The organism is Streptomyces sp. TP-A0356, assembly GCF_001417775.1.
Taxonomy (GTDB): domain Bacteria; phylum Actinomycetota; class Actinomycetes; order Streptomycetales; family Streptomycetaceae; genus Streptomyces.
On the sequence record NZ_BBZJ01000020.1, the window covers coordinates 73397 to 90847 of the forward strand.

The window sequence follows — 17451 nt, forward strand, 5'->3', positions numbered from 1 at the left end:
GCCGTACTCCTGTTCCATCCGGTCCGTCGTGTTACCGGGCCGTCGTATGACGGAATCTGTCCTTCGGGTGATTTCCGCCGTTACTGTGGCCCATGATGGGACGTCATGGGTGGGATTCGTGGGCACGGCGGTGGCGGCTCACCGCACTGCTCGGCGTGGGAGTGGCCGCTCTGGCCCTGGTGGTGACCCTGATCAGCACGCTGCCGGGCAACGGCGCGAGCACCAGAGGCACCACGCGCGACGGTGGCACGGTGCACGGCACGCCCGCCACCCCGCCCGAGGTGACGAGACCGGACGTCGGCTGGGGCTTCACCCACACCCAGTACAGCGCCGACGAGGGAAGCTCCGCCGCCACCGCACGCGTCGAGGGGGCCCTGTCGCGGACGGCGCTGCCACAGAACCAGCACATCATGGGCTGGGGCGCGGGCAATCCCGAACCGGCCAAGGGCCGTTACGACTTCACCGAGATGGACCGTCGTATCGACTTCATGCGCGCGTCCGGCGCCACCCCGGTCGTCACCCTGTGCTGCGCCCCGGACTGGATGAAGGGCGGCAGGGCGGGCACCGACGCCACCGACTGGAGCCAGTCCGCCCTGGAGACCGCTCCGACGCCCGACCACTACAAGGACTTCGCGGCCCTCGCCGCGACCGTCGCCAGGCGCTACCCGGACGTACGCCACTTCATCGTCTGGAACGAGTTCAAGGGCTTCTGGAACGACTCCAGGGCCCGTTGGGACTACGAGGGCTACACCGAGCTGTACAACCTGGTCTACGGGGCGCTCAAGCAGGTCGACGACAAGATCATGGTGGGCGGTCCGTATCTCGTCATGGACAGCGTCGACCCGCGTCAGAAGCAGGACGCCTCCACAACCCTGCGCGGCGCCTGGGGCGCCATGGACCAGCGGGTCCTCGACGCCTTCGCCTACTGGAACCAGCACAAGGCGGGCGCCGACTTCGTCGTCGTGGACGGCTCCAGCTACACCAAGGACGACGATCTGCTGCCCGACGAGTTCGCCGCCACCGACAAGTTCACCGCCGTGAGCGCCTGGGTGCGCCGGCAGACCCGGGACCTGCCACTGTGGTGGGCCGAGTACTACGTCGAGCCCGCCGACGGCAACGACAACCGCAAGGGCTGGACCGAGGACCACCGCGTCGCCGTCCAGGCCGCCGGAATGATCGCCATGGTCAGCGGCGGCGCCTCCTCCGGCTTCTACTGGAACCCGGAGGAGCGGAAGGGCACCGGCTGCGCCGGCTGTCTGTGGACCCCGACCGACACCCCGGGCGGCGGCCGGGCCCTGCCCATGTACGACCTGGTCTCCCGCTTCGGCAAGGAGTTCCCGCCCGGCACCACGCCACGGACGGTCCCGATCGCCCGGGACGACGTCCCCAACGTCCGTGTCCTCGCCGGTGACAAGGTCGTCCTGGTGGTGAACACCCTCAACCGGCCGATCAGCGCGCAGGTCGACGGCAAGCGGTTCGACATGAGGGCGTACGAGGTGAAGTGGCTCCAGCGCTGAGCCGCCTCAGGCCCCGCGCCGAGCCACCTCACCTGTCACCCCCTGCGGGACTCAGCCCTTCCCCATGGTCAGGAACCGCTGCACCAGCGCGGCCATGAACACCGCCAGCAGCGGCAGCGAGAACCAGAAGCTGCTCTGCAGCCACCGCAACTGCCCTACGCCCGGCCGCACCGCGACCCGTACCACCTCGCGCGCCATGAGCATCAGGACCAGCGCGACCGCCGCGAGCCCCCCGACCACCGACCAGGGCGTCCAGGTGACCCGCGGTCCGATCGGCCCCGGATGCGGCTTGGCGACCTCGCCCGGGGGCTGCTTGCGCAGCGCGTACATGGTCACGTCGTCGTTGGCGAGGACCTTCTTCAGCTCCTGGCGGTCGTCCAGGTTCCTGATGAGCCGGGACTCCCAGGTCGCCGAGTAGCCCACGTCCATCCGGAGGTAGGTCACCTGACTGCGGTTGATCATGAGGTACGAGTTCGGGCCCGCGTCCTTGAGCGACTTGACCAGGCCCGACACCAGGACCGGATCGGTGGGCGCCAGGGTCGGCACGTACTGCACCTTCTCCATGTCCTTGGTGCCCCACGGCATCGCGGGCGTCACGTTGTTGACCGTGTCGTTGCTCATCCACAGCAGCCGTACGGTCGGGTCGTCGTGCGCGTACACGTAGTCCATGGCCGCGACCTCGCCCGGGCGGATCCGCTCGAACGTCTCATTGCCCCAGCGGGCCACCAGGAAGCCCCCCATCAGCAGCAGTCCCGCCATGAGCGCCGCGAGCGGGGCGAGGCTCACCCGCTCCTTGTCCCGCTCCTCGGCCGTCACGCCGGTGCGCGGGAACAGGGCGAGGCCACCGAGCAGGGCGGCGCCCGGCAGGGCGAACATGAAGACGCGCAGCGCCATCTCGCCGCCGTACGACTGCAGGCCGAAGCCCAGGAACGGCACGAAGGTGAGTACGAGCAGCGACCGCTCGCGGTACCGGTGGTGGCGCCGCCGCCACCAGCCCCAGCACGCGAACGCCATCACACCGCCGGCGAGCAGCACCCGGGTGTAGAGGACGAGCTTGTGCGTGGAGTTGCCGCCCTGGATGCGCCCGGAGACGGACGTCGACACATTGCTGCCGACGCCGCCGACCCCGCCGAAGAGCTCGTTGAAGTGCCCGGACCAGTACGGCTCGGCCATGAAGCCGACCCAGAACGCCACCAGCACCGCGAACAGGACGGGCAGGCCGCGCAGTTCACAGCGGCCGGCCAGGACGAGCACCGCGAGCACGCCCAGCATCACGAACGGGGTCAGCTGATGGGCCGGGACGCTCGCCGCGTACAGGCCGATCAGCACCATCAGCAGGACGGCCCGCTGCCCGCGGTCGGTCGGCTCGACCTCCGCCTCGCCCGGGCGTGCCTTCGTCCAGATCACGCGCGGCGCCCGGAACCACACCAGCAGGATCGCCACGAACACCAGGTAGAGCAGATAGGTGAAACCCTGCGGGGAGAAGTAGTCCTGGCCGACCCAGCCGCTGAGCACGAAGATCCAGATGCCGGTCCACTTGGCGCGCCAACTCGCGCGCAGGGAGCGCACCAGCAGGAACATGGGCGGCAGACAGAGGAGCTGGATGGTCAGCGGCCACCAGCGGATGACCTCGGTGAGGTCGGTGACCCCGCAGGCCCTGGCGACGAACGCGGCCGCGGCGAAGAAGCCGGGCCAGCTCCAGCGCGCGTCCAGGTCCGGTACGGCCGATCCGGTCCGGTCGATGTAGTCGAGGAACCCGAGGTGCTGCCACGCCGTCGCGAACCGTGGCTCGGTCTCGATCACCGCGGGCAGCGCGTGCAGTGACACCACCGTGGCCACCAGGGTCACCAGCAGCAGCGCCCGGTGCTCACGGCCGCGCCACAGCAGCGCGGCGAAGACCACGACCAGCAGCGCGGCCCCGGCCAGCGTCGGCAGCGGCAGGACCGAGATCAGTCCCAGACCGCCCATCCGGTCGAGGGACCCGTCGTCGAGCCCCAGCGCGGGCACCCAGTACAGGACCAGCGCGGACAAGAGCAGACAGCCGAGCAGAAGCACTCCGCCGGGAGAGCCGGACGAGTGCGGTTCGTCAGTCGGCTGCGGGCTGCCGGTGGCTTGCCGCGCCTGCGCGGCGGAGCCGCCTGAGGTCACGTCCCGCGCCCCTGACGGCGCGCGGTGCTCCTGCTCCTCCACCGGGGGCCCCACCGCACCCTTCGGCGGCGGCAGCCCTGGCGCCCGCGTCGGCCGGTCGAGGTCCCCGTACACCGCGGGTGTCCCGGTGGGCGGTGTGCCCGGGCCGGGGCGTACGTCCGGTCGGCGCTCCACGTGGTCGAAGTCGACATGGATACCGAGCGCGAGCGTGTCGGCGTCGAGCTTCTTCGCCCAGGAGGGGCCGCTCCTCGGCGCGGGGACCTCGCGCGCCCCCAGGTCGGCGAGGTCCCCGTCCGGTGCCGTGTCCTCGGGCACGGCGTTCGCTGGCGCCGCGCGCACGATCCTGAACAGCTTCGGTGCGGCGATCGACACGATGACCGCCAGGCTGGAGATCTCCGCGACGCCCGCGCCGGTCAGTCCCATGCGGGGGAGCAGCAGCAGTGTCAGCCCGAGCACCAGGACGCACAGCAGGCCCTGGAGACACGCCAGTCCCAAGGTGCGGCTCTGGGCGCGCAGCACCGCGAAGTACGTCTCCATGACGACCCGCAGCAGCGCTCCGACCGCGAACCAGCGCAGCAGCGGGGTCGCCGCGTGGGCGTACCCGTCGCCGAAGACGTGCAGGATGAGCGGCGCGCCGAGGAACAGCAGTCCGCACACCGGCAGCATGATCCGGGCCATGCGCCTGAGCGCGGCCCGGGTGTTGGCGGCGAGCCGCGCGGGGTCGTGCGAGCCCTCGACGGTCAGCGACGCGCCCATGTTGATGGCGAGCAGATTGACCGTGCCGCCGATGGTGGTGGTGATGTAGAAGTACGCGTTGTCCGCGGAGCTGACCTGCGAGGCCACGATCACCGGTACCAGGTAGACCACGGCGAGCGAGAACAGCGATCCGGTGTAGTCGCCCGCCAGGAACCGTCCGATCTCCTTCAGGGACGGCGGCTTGGCGTGGCCCCGGGTCGCCTCCACGTGCCGGGGCGCCAGGCGCCGGAACACCAGCCAGCCCAGCGGCAGCACGGATGTGGCGATGGCCGCGACCCAGGAGACGAAGACACCCATCATGGGAATCGCGGCCGCGAGTCCGACCAGCAGCACCAGCTTCACCGCGGAGAACACGGTGTTGCCGACGGGCACCCACGGAGCACTGCGCAGCCCGGTCAGCACACCGTCCTGGAGGGTGAGCAGGTTCCAGGCGATGACGGCCACCACGAAGACGAGCGCCGGGCCCGGCCCGTGCAGGAAGCGGTACGAGGGCCCCCATACGTCCAGCGTCAGCAGGAAGACCCCCGCCGCGAGCGCCACGACGACCGAACTGCCCGCGTACGTACCGAAGATGAAGCGTCCGGTGGTCGGTCCCGCGACCGGGATGAAGCGGGCCAGGGCACCCGTCAGGGTCACCGCGGTGAGCCCGGCGAGGAGCTTCATCGCGGCGATCGCGGCCGAGCCCTGGCCGACCGCGGCGTCGGAGTAGTAGCGGGCCGCCACCAGCCAGTAGCCGAGGCCGAGCACCGCGGAGATACCGGTGTTGAGCATCAGCGCATAGGCGTTGCGGAACAGCTGGTTGCCGCCGCCGCCCCCGCCGCTCCGCGGCAGACGGAGGCGGCGGCCGGCCTGTTCGGGCGCCGCGGTCGTGGCTTGTGCGGTCTGGGGTGTGGTCGTCGTGTCAGACACGGGAACGGATGGCCTTCCGGCGGAGCTGTCGTGCTCTTCGGACCACGGCGTACCCCTTGGTGAGGGCGCGGTCCCTGGCGAAGTTGCGGGCGATCGCGTGGCCCTGGACGAGCCGCTCGAACTCCTCGACACCGGTGCTGCGGCGCACGGTGACCCGTTGCAGCGCGTACGGGCCCTGGCGGCGGCGCGCGAGACCGTTGCCGACGGCGAGCGACTGGCGGTAGCCCGCCTCGCGCACCGTGCGGCGCACCCGGCGGCTGGAGTAGCCGTACGGGTAGGCGAACGAGACCGGGCGGCCGCCCAGCTCGTCGGCGACGATCTCCGTGCAGCGCCGCAGCTCGAACCGGAGCGTGTCCTCGTCCAGCTGGTCCAGCTGCGGATGCGTGTGGCTGTGGCCGCCGATCTCGGCCCCGGCGCCCGCGAGATCACGGACCTGGTTCCAGTCGAGCATGGTGTCCAGGCCCCCGCCGGTGTCGTGGGCGCCCCGGATCCAGCCGGTCGAGACGAACAGCGTGGAGGCGAAGCCGTGCTCGGCGAGCACCGGGAGGGCGTGCCGGTGCACACCCTCGTAGCCGTCGTCGAAGGTGATCAGGACGGGCCGCTCGGGCAGCGGACCGCCCTCCCGCCAGCTCCTCGCCAGATCCGCGGTGGTGACCGGCGTGAAGCGCAGGTCACCCAGCCGAGCCATCTGCTCGGCGAAGGCCTCGGGCGCCACCGACAGGTCCCGCGTCGCGTCGTTGGGCTCCGTCGCGACCGAGTGGTACATGAGGATGGGCACGGCCTGTTCGCTCATGCGCTCTTCCCCTCTGCGTCCGGGATCTCCACGATCGAGAAGCTGACGCCGCCCCGGCGCGCCCGGACGCTTCCGAGGACGTATCCGCCCGCCGCGGTGAGCACCCCGGCCACGATCGCGCCCGCCCGGCCCGCGCCCCCGGGGCGGGCCAGCAGGGCGTCGCGCAGCCCCCGGGCCACCCCGGCGGGCAGCACCCGGGTGGTGTAGCGGCGCTCCGACTCGAGTCCCTTGCCGGCGCCGACGCTGCGGGCCACCAGCGCCTTGGACAGGCCCTCGGCGTAGGTACGGGTGCGGAAGTACGCGAAGTGCTCGCGCGGCTCGGGCACCCGGTGGTGGATCACCGCGCGGTCGTCGATCAGCACAACCGCGTCGGGTCTGGCCCGGGCCAGCCGGATGCACAGCTCGGTCTCCTCGCCGCCCAGCGGACGCTTGTCGCCGTCGCGCCCGATGCCGGTGGCGAAGCCGCCCGCCACCTCGAACGCCGTACGACGGAAGGAGGCGTTGCCCCCGAGGACGTTGCGTACCCGGACCCGGCCGGGCGGCAGCCCCTTGTACGTGCAGCCCACCACCCAGTCGAACTCCTCCGGGAACCAGGCCGGGCGGCGGCCCGACGCCCAGACCGGCATCGTACGGCCGCCGACGGCCAGGACACGCGGATCCTCGTACGCCGAAGCGAAGTGCCTCAGCCAGTCGCGCTCGGCCACCGCGTCGTCGTCGAGGAACGCGATGATCTCCCCGCACGAGGCGGCGATCCCGGTGTTGCGGCCCGCGGACAGGCCGCGGGGGCCCGCGTTGGCGAGCACACGGACCTCCTCGACCTCCTTGTACTCCCTGGTCAGCCGTTCCAGCAGGGTCTCGTTGTGGTCCACGACCAGCAGCGTCTCGCGGGCCGGCCGGGACTGCGTCCGCACCGAGGCGACCGCCGCGAGGATGTCCTCCCAGCGGTCCTCGGTGTAGACGCAGATCACCACGGAGATGTCCGGGTCGCTCAAGACACCTCTCCCTGGCCCGAGTTGAGCGCGACCACGCGCGGGCGGCGGCGCAGCGCCCGCCGGTTGGAGCGCTCCTTGAGGATCACCTTCAGCACCCGCAGCCCGTCACGCACCGCGCGCAGGTTGCTCGCGCCGTGGATGCGGAGGTACTCGTGGCTGGGTATCTCCTGCACCTTGAGGCCGGCCTTGACCACCCGGATGTTCATCAGCGTCTCCACCTCGAAGCCCGTGCAGTCGAGGTCGATCTGCTCCAGGCAGTGCCGCCAGAACGCGTTGTAGCCGTAGCAGAGGTCGGTGTAGCGGGCGCCGAACTTGGCGTTGACGATCGCGCACAGCACCCGGTTGCCCAGCTTGCGGATCGGCGTCATGTCGGAGGTGCCGCCGCCGTTCGCGAAGCGCGAGCCCTTCGCGAAGTCGGCGCCGGACACCAGTGCGGAGACGTAGCTGACGATCTCGTGTCCGTCCGCCGAGCCGTCCGCGTCGACCATCACGATGATGTCGCCGGTGCAGGCCTGGAACCCGGTGATCAGGGCATCCCCTTTGCCCTTGCCCCGCTGTTCCACGACCTTCACCTCCGGCCACAGCTCCCGCGCGACCCGGACGGTGTCGTCGGTGGAATTCCCGTCGACGAGAACGACTTCGTGAATCCACCCGGGCAGCGTCTTGAAGACGTAGGGGAGATTCTCGGCCTCATTCATGGCGGGAATCACCACGCTCACCGGTGGCGTAATGGCCAGGTGAGAGGAGATGGGCCGGTACTTCCCCGGCATTAACGGATCTTGTCCCGAAACTGCCGGGCGCAGTGCAGAACTCATGAGTCTGGTCCCTCTCGTCCGGTGGACCGCCCGCCCCTGGGCGGTCCGGCAATGTGTCCGGTTCGAAAGGGGGGTTCTCACTCACGGCATGCCGAAATGGATCTCCGTGCAAGCCGGGTGAGCTGGCAAAGCTGGCCGTCTGCCGCAATGACGGCAGCCGGTCGCGCGGCACGACTCGGTGCGCATGTGGTCACCGAGCACGGCACCCCCCTACCGCGCCCCGCGCCGGAACCATCGCGGTACCTGAGCCCTCCCCTGGAGCCGCTTGATGATGGACCGATGCGGGTGGATGTACGACGGTATTGACGATTGCGTCTTTATGGCAAGACCTGGGACGTGTCCCTCGTTTTCTGTTGGTATGGCCGTAACTCAATCCCTCGAACGGATTTTCCCCATCCGTTTGAGGATGCGATCGGCCGGTTCGAACAGTTCCGGCCGAGACAGCACCGCATTACGCAGTGCCCGGACCGGGGCGCGGCGCGCCCTGTGTCCGAATGCGATGGGGTGACGACGTGTCACCCACCCTTCCGACACCCAAAGTTCCCGTGTCTTCAGGGAGTCCTTGTATTCCTTCTGGCCCCGCCCGAGATCCAGATAGGCGATGCCGTCGGCGGCGGCGGCCTCGGCCATCCGCAGATGCAGGATCAGCCCGGGCGAGTATTTCGCGAACGCCGTGTCGTAGGCAGGGAACCAGCAGGCGAGCACCCGCTCGGTGCGCAGGCCGAAGTGCGCGGCCACCGGCCGGCCGTCCGCGTAGAGGACCGACAGCACCCCCGCGAACGGCTCCGAGCGGGTGTGGAAGAGCTGCTGCACCAGCTGGTTGATCCAGGGGTGCGCGAAGCGGTCGCTGCGCCCCGTCCTGCGGTACTGCGCCGACTTCCAGCCCATCAGCGTGCGCAGGGCGGACAGGTCGCGCTCGTCATGGACGTAGCGCACCCCTCCGGCGTCGCGCCCGAGCTTGCGCTCCTTGGCCAGTGTCGTGCGGGTGAACTTCGGCGACTGGGTGCGCAACTGGCTCAGATACGCCTCGTACCCCTGGTCGACGTCCATGACCGGGGAGGGGAAGGTGCCGGAGGCTCCCGCCTCGAACGGCGTCTGCCCTTCCACCAGGTGGTCGAACTCCCAGACGGCGAGCCCGCAGGCCCGCAACAGCTCCTGCGCGTCCCAGGTGAAGCCCGGCCGGTGCACCAGGCCCTGGCTGTCGGAGAGGCCGAGGCCGACGGCCCGGCCGACACCGGAGTGGGTCTTCTGGAAGGGGAAGAACGCGGCCGGCTCGCCGTCCTCACGGACGACCGCGATCCGTACGCCGCGTCTCGTCCGGCCCACCGCGAGCGCGAACTCCGGGGAAAGGAAGGGATTCGCCAGCCCGGGCGAGCCGTTCAGATGTGCCTTCGACTGCAAAGCCGTCCACGCTGCCCGGTCGGCGGAGCTGAGTTCGCCTGGGCGGTACACGCTGATGTCCACGTCTTCAGGCCCGTCTTGTCGCCGTACGGCGGCGCCGCCGTCGTACCGGTACCAGCAGGAGAACGAGGGAGCTGATCACGGTCACCGCGACGATCCCGCCGGTGACCGACCACCGGTGCACCGCCAGCATGCCCTGGGCGATGAGCAGGTCGATGGCGATCGCTCCCGCGACGGACACCACCGCGCGGGCGAAGGGATCCAGCCTCCGCAGGGCGGCGCCGACGGCGGTGGCCGGCGCGGCGAGCAGGAAGAACAGCGTGAACGGGCCGCGCAGCGGCGAGCCGGCGTCGAGGAGCGCGAGGATCGCGCCGACCCCCGCGACGACGACCGCCACGCCCGCGAGCACGGGGAACAGGTCCCTCCCCGGACCCCGCCCCGACCACCCGTCCCCGCCTGATGAAGGCGGCTTGATGCCTAAGGTCTGCATTGGCGACTTTGCCCCCCGAAGCGCCGGATGCCGGGCTTCAATGTCGCGCAGCCACCAGGGGGCCGTCAAGACGCGGAGGCGGTGCGGCCGGCTTCTTGGCCGGCTCTAAGGCGTCCTTGCACTATGAGCGCCCGATGAGGTCGCGTGGTCTGGTGCCGTGCATCGCAAGGCGCCGAAGAGCCCTTGTAGCGGAGCTACCAGGGCTCTTCGGCAACGCGGCGAGGTGCGGTGCCAGACCACGCGACCCGGGCGGGCATAGTGCAAGGACCCCTAAACATGTGTTCCCCGGAGGCGGTACCGGCTCCGGGGAACCGTCGTTCGGGTCGGGCGGGTCCTACGGGACGATCCGCAGGAGCTTGTTCGGCGAGCCGCTCCCCGGGCTGGTGACCACGCCCGAGGTGGCGCCGTTCACCAGGGCCGTGGCGACCTGGGCCGGGGTGGCCGAGGGGTGGTTCGCCAGATAGACCGCGGCCGCGCCCGCGACGTGCGGGGTCGCCATCGACGTGCCCGAGATGGTGTTGGTCGCGGTGTCACTGGTGTTCCAGCCGGCCGTGATCGAGGAGCCGGGGGCGAAGAGGTCCAGCACCGAGCCGTAGTTGGAGTAGCTCGCCCTGGCGTCCGAGCTGGTGGTGGCGCCGACCGTGATCGCCTGGGTGACCCGGGCCGGCGAGTAGGAGGAGGCGTTGGCGCTGCTGTTGCCCGCGGCGACCGCGTAGGTGACGCCGCTGGATATGGAGTTGCGCACCGCCGTGTCCAGCGAGCTGGAAGCGGAGCCGCCCAGCGACATGTTGGCGACCGCCGGGCTGGTGTGGTTCGCGGTCACCCAGTCGATGCCCGCGATGACGCCGGCCGTCGTGCCGGAGCCGTTGTTGTCGAGCACGCGGACCGCCACGATCTTCGCCTTCTTGGCGACGCCGTAGGTCGAGCCCGCGATGGTGGTGGCCACGTGGGTGCCGTGGCCGTTGCCGTCGGACGCGATGGTGTCGCCGTCCACGGCGTCGTAGCCGTACGAGGCGCGCCCGCTGATCTGCTGGTGGGTGATGCGGACGCCGGTGTCGATGACGTAGGCGGTCACGCCGCTGCCCGCCGAGTCCGGGTAGGTGTACGTGCCGGAGAGCGGGAGCGCCGCCTGGTCGATGCGGTCCAGCCCCCAGGGCGCGTTGGACTGCGTGGTGTCGGTCAGGTGGACCGTCTGGTTCTGTTCCACCGAGGCCACCGCGGGGTCGGCCGCGAGTCTTCTGGCCTCGGTCGCGGAGAGGTTCGCCGTGTAGCCGTTCAGCGCGCTGCCGAACGTCTTCTTCACCGTGCCGCCGTACTGGTTGATCAGGCTCCTGCCCTTGCCGGACGCGGCCTTGTAGCCCGCGCTCTTCTTGAGCGTGACGATGTAGCTGTCCTTGACCGCGGTGGGGGAGCCGGCGGCGAGCACGGTGCCCTCGGCCGGGGCGGCCTGGGCGGGAAGTGCGGTCAGGCCGCCCAGGAGGGCGGCGGTCGCCACGCCGGTGAGGGCGGCGAAGCGGATCTTCCTGCTACGCGGTTGTGCCATACGAGGGAGTCCTCCTCGGGCAAGCGCGCCTGGGCGGGGCGCGCGACTGTGGGGGTGCGCGCGGCATCGCGCACACGACCCTGGAGCGTTGCGTTCCGCGCCCAGGGGTGAGTAAAGGGTGGGTCAACAGGCGCTGGGACTCAAGGGTGTTGACGGCCTGTCATATACCTGTCACATGCACGTAATCGTCCAGTACCGGTTGCGATGTTGATCCCGTTGAATGTCGAAATGGTCTTGGCATGGACACTTCCTGTCAACACGCGTAGCTGCTACGACAGTTGTGGCAGAGATCCTGCTAAAGGGAGGTTCCATGAGACGTTCCCGATTTGCGGCATACGTGACCTCGCTCCTCCTCGCCGTCGGCCTCACCCTCACCGGTGCCGCCGCGGCGCAGGCGTCCCCCCTCGCCGCGGCCGGCGGCTATGTGGCCCTCGGCGACTCCTACTCCTCCGGCGTCGGCGCCGGCAGTTACATCAGCTCGAGCGGCAGCTGCAACCGCAGCACGAAGGCCTACCCGTATCTGTGGCAGGCCGCCCACGCACCCGCCTCGTTCAGCTTCCTGGCCTGCTCGGGCGCCAAGACCGGCGATGTCCTCAACAACCAGCTCGGCACTCTCGGTTCGGCCACGAGCCTCGTGTCCATCACCATCGGCGGCAACGACGCCGGCTTCTCCGACGTCATGACGACCTGTGTGCTCCAGTCCGACAGCGCCTGCCTCTCGCGCATCGCGACGGCCAAGGCGTACGTCGACTCGACCCTGCCCGGCCAACTGGACAACGTCTACTCGGCGATCAGCGCCAAGGCCCCGTCGGCCCATGTGGTCGTGCTGGGCTATCCCCGGTTCTACCAGCTCGGCACCACCTGCCTCGGCCTGTCCGAGACCAAGCGGTCCGCGATCAACGGCGCCGCCGACTACCTGGACGCCGCGGTTGCCAAGCGGGCCGCCGACCACGGCTTCACCTTCGGCGACGTCCGCGGCACGTTCAGCGGCCATGAGATCTGCTCCGGCGACTCCTGGCTGCACAGCGTCAACTGGCTGAACATCAGCGAGTCCTACCACCCGACCGCGGCCGGCCAGTCCGGCGGCTATCTGCCGGTGCTGACCAGCGCGGCCTGACGGTCACGAACTGGAGGGGGAGGCCCCGCCCGACGGGGTCTCCGTCTCACACGTCACGGAGAACGGCACGGAGTTCGACGTGGCCCGCACCGGACCGCGTACCTCCACACCGATCTCGTTCCGGACCGAACCGCCCGCCTCGTACGTGGTGACGACGACCTGCCGCCGCATGGTCCGGCCGCCGCCGGCGGGGAACGCCAAGGTCTTCCAGCCGGGGTCCGACACCTGTCCCGTCCTGGTGACCCAGCGGTAGGACACCTCGACCGGGACGCTGCCCACCGTGAACGTCGCCGTGAACGTGGGCGCCTGAGCGTCCGGCGGCGGACAGGTGCCGTCGTAGTCGGTGTGCGCACCCGTCACCGTCACCTGGACGGACTGGGCGGGCGGGCTCGACGGACGACCGCCCCCGCTTCCGCCGCCGGCCGTCGATCCGCCGGACGGGGTGGTGCCCGCTCCGGTACTCCTGCCGGGGCCGCTCGAACTCCCGCCGCTCGCCCCGCCGCTCGCCCCGCCGCCGTGCGTGGCCCCGCTGCCCGTGGTGCTGGTGCCGCCGCCGCTGCCGTTGTCACGGTTCGCCAGCGCGTACGCCAGTCCCGCCAAGGCCAGCGCGAGCACGGCCAGGCCCGTGATCAGGACGACGACGGCACGGCGGTTGCGCGGCACCGGCCCGGTGGTGGCGGGGTACTCGGGCCGGGTCGCGGCGGTGGGGGCGGGCGCGGGCAGCGGGGGAGTGGACGGTCCGCCGGGGTACGCCGTGACCGTCGGGCTGTACGCGGGGGAGCCCGTGCGCGGGGTGCCGCCCGCTCCGATGATCCGCAGGTCCCGCTCTGCCTGTTCGGCAGGGAGGCGCTCCGCCGGATCCTTGCGCAGCAGCCCCTCGATCACGGGGGCCAGCGGCCCGGCCCGGCGCGGTGGCGGCAACTCCTCGTCGACCACGGCCCGCAGCGTGTTCAGCGGTGTGTTCTGCCGGAACGGCGAGTTGCCCTCGACCGCCGCGTACAGCAGCACGCCGAGCGACCACAGGTCGGACTCGGGGCCCGGTGTGCGTCCCAGCGCCCGTTCGGGGGCGAGGAACTCGGGCGAACCGATGACCTCGCCGGTCATGGTCAGCGCCGAACTGCCCTCGACCGTGGCGATGCCGAAGTCCGTGAGCACCACCCGGCCGTCGTTCGCCAGCAGGACGTTGCCCGGTTTGACGTCGCGGTGCAGCACCCCGGCCGCATGTGCGGCGCGCAGGGCGGACAGTACCTCGGCGCCGATGTGCGCGGCCCGCTGCGGGGAGATCGGTCCCTCCGCGTCCAGCAGGTCCGACAGGGCGATGCCACGGATCAGTTCCATCACGATCCAGGGGCGGCCGTCCTCCTGGGCCACGTCATAGACCGTCACGACATTCCGGTTCGCCACCCGGGCCGCCGCCCAGGCCTCGCGCTCCAGCCGGGCGTACATGCGCTGCACCTCGGTCGAGGGAAGCCCGGCCGGGGCGCGCACCTCCTTGACGGCCACCTCCCGGTGCAGGACCTCGTCACGCGCCCGCCACACCGTCCCCATGCCGCCCTGGCCGAGGGGGGAGAGAAGACGGTAGCGACCCGCGATCACACGTTCACGGCCCGGTTCTTCGGACACGGGCGTCCCCCATTCGCATCCGCGCGACGTATCCACTCCGCGTGATTTCTCCCCAAAAGTAGCTCAACCGAGTGCGGATGCCGCCCCCTTGAACACCAGTCCGGCCCCGAGGACCACGACGACGAAGGCGGACCCCAGCGGCGCGGTCCTGCGTACCAGCGCCGCCGCCGGGCCGCGGGTCCAGCGCGGGCGCCGGTCCAGCACGCGGTTCATCCCGCTGCCCAGCTTGACCACGGCGACCCCGGCCGCCGTCAGCGTCAGGGCGAGCCCGGCGCCGTACGCCACGACGAGCAGGAGGCCGAACCAGGCCTGGCCGAGCGCGGCGGCGCCGACGAGGACCACCACGGCGGAGGGGCTGGGCACGAGCCCGCCGGCGAAGCCGAGGAGGAGCGTGCCGCGGAGCGTGGGGGCGGTGGGGTGGGTGTGGGTGAGGCCTCCGTGGGTGTGGGGGATGCCGTGGTCGTGGTCGTGATCACGGCCGTGTTCGTGGTCGTGTTCGTGGTCGTGGGTGCGCGGGTGACCGTGGTCGTGCGTGTGGTCCGTGTCGTGGTGTGAGTGCTCGTGCTCGTGCTCGTGCCCGTGCCCCTGGGTGTGCTGGTGCCCGTGGGTGTGCCCCCGGGCGCGCCATGCGCGTCGTACGAGGGACGCGCCCGCCAGAGTCACCAGGACCCCGCTCGCCAGGCCCAGCCACGCGATCACCGAGGGCGCCGCCGCCGAACCGGCCGTGACCAGCAGGCCCAGGGCGACCACGCCCAGGGTGTGGGTGACCGTCACCGACGCGGCCAGAGGCAGGACGTCGCGGAGCCTCGCCCGGCCCCCGCGGGCGGCCGCCGTCGCCGCCATCAGGGTCTTGCCGTGGCCCGGGGCGAGCGCGTGCATCGCGCCGAGTCCGACCGCGATGACCAGGGCGAGCGCGGCGAAGCCAGGGGTGAGGTCGTGACGGGCGACCAGATCGTCCAGCGCCCGGGTCCAGCGGTCGGCGCCGCGCGGCAGGATCGCGGAGGCCGGCGCGTCCGAGCGGTCGTCGGTGAGGGCCGGGCCGCCGGGGCGCACGCGCAGCGAGGCCTTGACCGTGTCGGCCGGTGAGGCGAGCAACTCCTTGGGATAGCTGGTCAGTTCACGGGACACGGATGTCTTCGGCACGTCCGACGCCGTCAGCGTCATACGGTCGCCGCGCGCGGTGATCTCCCGCCAGCCCGGCCCGGTGGCCGCGCCCGCGCTGTGGAAGCCGAGGGTGACGGCCTCCCCCGTGGGCAGCGGTGCGGTCAGCCGGCACTCCACGCGCAGGGTGTTCAGCCCCGCCTGGCCGGGGCGCAGTCGTGCCCGGCCGGACTCGACGGTGAGCGCGGCCGGGTGTCCGCCGACGGTGAACGTGCCGCCCTCGGCGGCCTTCGCGCACCGCCGGCGGGCCCACTCGGTGAGACCGAGCCTCGTGATGTCGGGCTTGGCCTGGGTGGCCGGGATCTCCGCGAGGTCCTCGAGGTGGTCGATCCGCAGCTGCCCGGGGGCGGCGACCAGGCCGTCGTACCGGTTGACGGTGAAGTTGCCGAGCGGGTGGGCGCTCGCGGGGCCGGAAGGGACGAGGACGAGCGTGCAGGCCGCCGCGAGGACGGCCGCGCCGGAGGCGGCGAGGCGACGGAGGTTCACTTCATCGCCTCCAGTGCCGTACGGGCCTCGCGCGCACCCAGCGGTGAGAAGCCGGGGTTGAGGCCGAGGGCCGCGGTGAGCGAGGCGCGGGCCTCGTCGGTGTGACCGGTGGCTCGCTCGATGACGCCGCGGTGGTACAGGAACGCGGCGTTGCGGTAACCGGTGGCCGTGGCCTGCCGGGCGTAGCGGAGGGCTTCCTGGTCATGGCCGTTGACGTGCAGGGCCCAGGCGAGGGCGTCCGCCGTGTGCACGGTGTGGCGGCGTGCCCACTCGGCTCGGGCGGCCCTCAGCGCGGACTCGTGGTCGCCGTGGTCGGCCGCGGCGAGGGCCGTGTCCAGGTCGGCGTCGACACCGTTGGCGCGGGCGAGCGAGACCCAGGCGTCGACGAGGGCGTACTGGTCGCGGGCCTTGGCCGGATCGCCCTCCTTGCCCCGTGCCTCGTACAACTCGCCGAGCTCCACGAGGGGCTGGGGGAGCGGATAGCGGTCGACGACCTGCTCCATACCGCGGATCGCGTCCGCGGTGTCGCCCTGGGCGGCCTGGGCGCGGGCACGGCCCTCCAGCGCGGGGAGATAGGTGTCGTCGGCGGCCAGGGCGCGGGCGTAGTGGGTGAGGGCCGTCCCGTAGTCGCCCTGGTTCCAGGCGAGTTGGGCGAGCGCCGTCGCCACGTACGCGATGTCGCCGCGGGCGGTGGCCGTGGCGAGGGCCTGTTCCAGGACGCGGCGCGCGGTCCTCACGTCGCCGCGCAGTTCGTGGACGTAGGCGTAGCGCGTGAAGACGGGGACGCCGGGGTGGCGCGAGTCGGCCAGGTTCGCGGCCTTGGAGGCGTCGGCGTAGCGGCCGAGTTCGACCAGCGCGTCGATACGGGAGCACAGCGCGCGCTCGCTGTACGGGTTCTGCCGCAGGGCCAGATCCGCGTACTTCAGGGCGCCGGTGAAATCGTGGCGGGCCGCGGCGAGAGCGGCCCGGCCGGCGAACGCGGCGTCGTCGTCCGGGCGGAGCCCGAGGGAACGGTCGAGCGCGCGCTGCGCCTGCGGGTACCGGGACGGGTCACCCTTGGTGCGGGCCTGTTCGACGTACGCCAGTCCGAGGGTCGCCCAGCTGCCGTGGTCCCGTGGCTGGGCGCGAAGATGAGCCTGCAGGGCCCGGATGCTCGTGTCGAGGTCGCCACCGGCGAGCAGCTCCGGCGAGACCCCGCTCGGCGCGGAGGCGACGGGCGCCGTGTCGTTGTCCCGCGCGGCGCCGACGACCACGGCCCCGGCGGTGAGCGCGACGGCCAATGAGGCGACACAGAACCCCAGCCGCGCGGCCCGCCACCGCCGCCCCGCCGCGGCGAACCTCCGCAACGCGAGGACCCGCTCACCCCGGCCACCGGCCGCTTCGGCCGGTGAACTCGGCGTCGGGTCGTCGATCGGCTCGTCACGCGTGCCGGAGTCTTCGGCGCGGGCGGGAGCCGGTGCCGTACGGTCGGCGCGCTCGCCGGACGCCTCGGCGGTCCGCGCCGGGCCTGCGGCCGCCGGGCCCTCACGGCGCGGCGGCTCCTCGGAAACGCTCGTGGGCCTCGCGTCGGCGCTACCCACGCCCTCCTCGGCGCACCGGCCGCGCTCCCGGGAATCCGTGACGGCGCGGACGCCGTGCTCCTGGGAATCCGTGACGGCGTCGACGCCGTGCTCCTGGGAATCCGTGATGGCGCGGACGCC

12 protein-coding genes are annotated in these 17451 nt (G+C 71.7%); 2 read left to right on the forward strand and 10 right to left on the reverse strand.

Annotated features, from left to right (window positions below; translation table 11 throughout):
* The first annotated feature begins 95 nt into the window (after nt 1-95).
* Complete coding sequence (locus ASC56_RS18920) at nt 96-1517, forward strand: xylan 1,4-beta-xylosidase (protein WP_055492985.1); 1422 nt, start codon at nt 96-98, stop codon at nt 1515-1517.
* A 51-nt stretch (nt 1518-1568) separates the two neighbouring features.
* Here ASC56_RS18920 and ASC56_RS18925 read toward each other — a convergent pair whose 3' ends face one another.
* The 7 genes from ASC56_RS18925 to ASC56_RS18955 all read right to left on the reverse strand — a co-directional run bounded on the left by ASC56_RS18925 (nt 1569) and on the right by ASC56_RS18955 (nt 11364).
* A complete protein-coding gene (locus ASC56_RS18925; protein ID WP_055492647.1) occupies nt 1569-5330 on the reverse strand; it encodes a lipopolysaccharide biosynthesis protein in 3762 nt (1253 codons plus the stop codon).
* Nucleotides 5323-6123 carry a polysaccharide deacetylase family protein gene (locus ASC56_RS18930; protein WP_199836027.1) on the reverse strand — a complete coding sequence of 267 codons (801 nt, stop codon included), beginning with the start codon at nt 6121-6123 and terminating at the stop codon, nt 5323-5325. Before ASC56_RS18930 ends, ASC56_RS18925 begins: the two co-directional genes overlap by 8 nt.
* The gene (locus ASC56_RS18935) at nt 6120-7115 is read right to left on the reverse strand and encodes a glycosyltransferase family 2 protein (protein ID WP_055492648.1); all 996 of its coding nucleotides are present in this window, start codon (nt 7113-7115) and stop codon (nt 6120-6122) included. Before ASC56_RS18935 ends, ASC56_RS18930 begins: the two co-directional genes overlap by 4 nt.
* The gene (locus ASC56_RS18940; RefSeq protein WP_055492649.1) at nt 7112-7930 is read right to left on the reverse strand and encodes a glycosyltransferase family 2 protein; all 819 of its coding nucleotides are present in this window, start codon (nt 7928-7930) and stop codon (nt 7112-7114) included. Before ASC56_RS18940 ends, ASC56_RS18935 begins: the two co-directional genes overlap by 4 nt.
* A gap of 369 nt (nt 7931-8299) precedes the next feature.
* The gene (locus tag ASC56_RS18945) at nt 8300-9394 is read right to left on the reverse strand and encodes a GNAT family N-acetyltransferase (RefSeq protein ID WP_055492650.1); all 1095 of its coding nucleotides are present in this window, start codon (nt 9392-9394) and stop codon (nt 8300-8302) included.
* Between the two features lie 4 nt (nt 9395-9398).
* A complete protein-coding gene (locus ASC56_RS18950) occupies nt 9399-9740 on the reverse strand; it encodes a hypothetical protein (protein WP_371330115.1) in 342 nt (113 codons plus the stop codon).
* A 415-nt stretch (nt 9741-10155) separates the two neighbouring features.
* Nucleotides 10156-11364, reverse strand: coding sequence for a S8 family peptidase (locus ASC56_RS18955; protein WP_055492652.1), 1209 nt, complete (start codon nt 11362-11364; stop codon nt 10156-10158).
* A gap of 310 nt (nt 11365-11674) precedes the next feature.
* On the opposite strand from ASC56_RS18955, the gene ASC56_RS18960 reads away from it, so the two are divergent.
* Nucleotides 11675-12481, forward strand: coding sequence for an SGNH/GDSL hydrolase family protein (locus ASC56_RS18960; RefSeq protein ID WP_055492653.1), 807 nt, complete (start codon nt 11675-11677; stop codon nt 12479-12481).
* 3 nt (nt 12482-12484) lie between these two features.
* On the opposite strand, the gene ASC56_RS18965 is transcribed toward ASC56_RS18960, so the two are convergent.
* The 3 genes from ASC56_RS18965 to ASC56_RS18975 all read right to left on the reverse strand — a co-directional run bounded on the left by ASC56_RS18965 (nt 12485) and on the right by ASC56_RS18975 (nt 17331).
* Nucleotides 12485-14104, reverse strand: a complete 1620-nt coding sequence (locus tag ASC56_RS18965) for a serine/threonine-protein kinase (protein ID WP_055492654.1) — start codon at nt 14102-14104, stop codon at nt 12485-12487.
* 63 nt (nt 14105-14167) lie between these two features.
* The gene (locus ASC56_RS18970) at nt 14168-15751 is read right to left on the reverse strand and encodes a nickel transporter (protein WP_055492655.1); all 1584 of its coding nucleotides are present in this window, start codon (nt 15749-15751) and stop codon (nt 14168-14170) included.
* The gene (locus tag ASC56_RS18975) at nt 15748-17331 is read right to left on the reverse strand and encodes a tetratricopeptide repeat protein (protein WP_371330204.1); all 1584 of its coding nucleotides are present in this window, start codon (nt 17329-17331) and stop codon (nt 15748-15750) included. The genes ASC56_RS18970 and ASC56_RS18975 overlap by 4 nt, the downstream gene beginning before the upstream one ends.
* Nucleotides 17332-17451 lie beyond the last annotated feature (120 nt).

What these genes read in the sequence shown, in the direction of transcription:
- ASC56_RS18920 (WP_055492985.1), top strand. Translation starts at nt 96, where the DNA reads ATGGGACGTCATGGGTGGGATTCGTGGGCACGGCGGTGGCGGCTCACC.
- ASC56_RS18930 (WP_199836027.1), bottom strand. Translation starts at nt 6,123, where the DNA reads ATGAGCGAACAGGCCGTGCCCATCCTCATGTACCACTCGGTCGCGACG.
- ASC56_RS18940 (WP_055492649.1), bottom strand. Translation starts at nt 7,930, where the DNA reads ATGAGTTCTGCACTGCGCCCGGCAGTTTCGGGACAAGATCCGTTAATG.
- ASC56_RS18955 (WP_055492652.1), bottom strand. Translation starts at nt 11,364, where the DNA reads ATGGCACAACCGCGTAGCAGGAAGATCCGCTTCGCCGCCCTCACCGGC.
- ASC56_RS18960 (WP_055492653.1), top strand. Translation starts at nt 11,675, where the DNA reads ATGAGACGTTCCCGATTTGCGGCATACGTGACCTCGCTCCTCCTCGCC.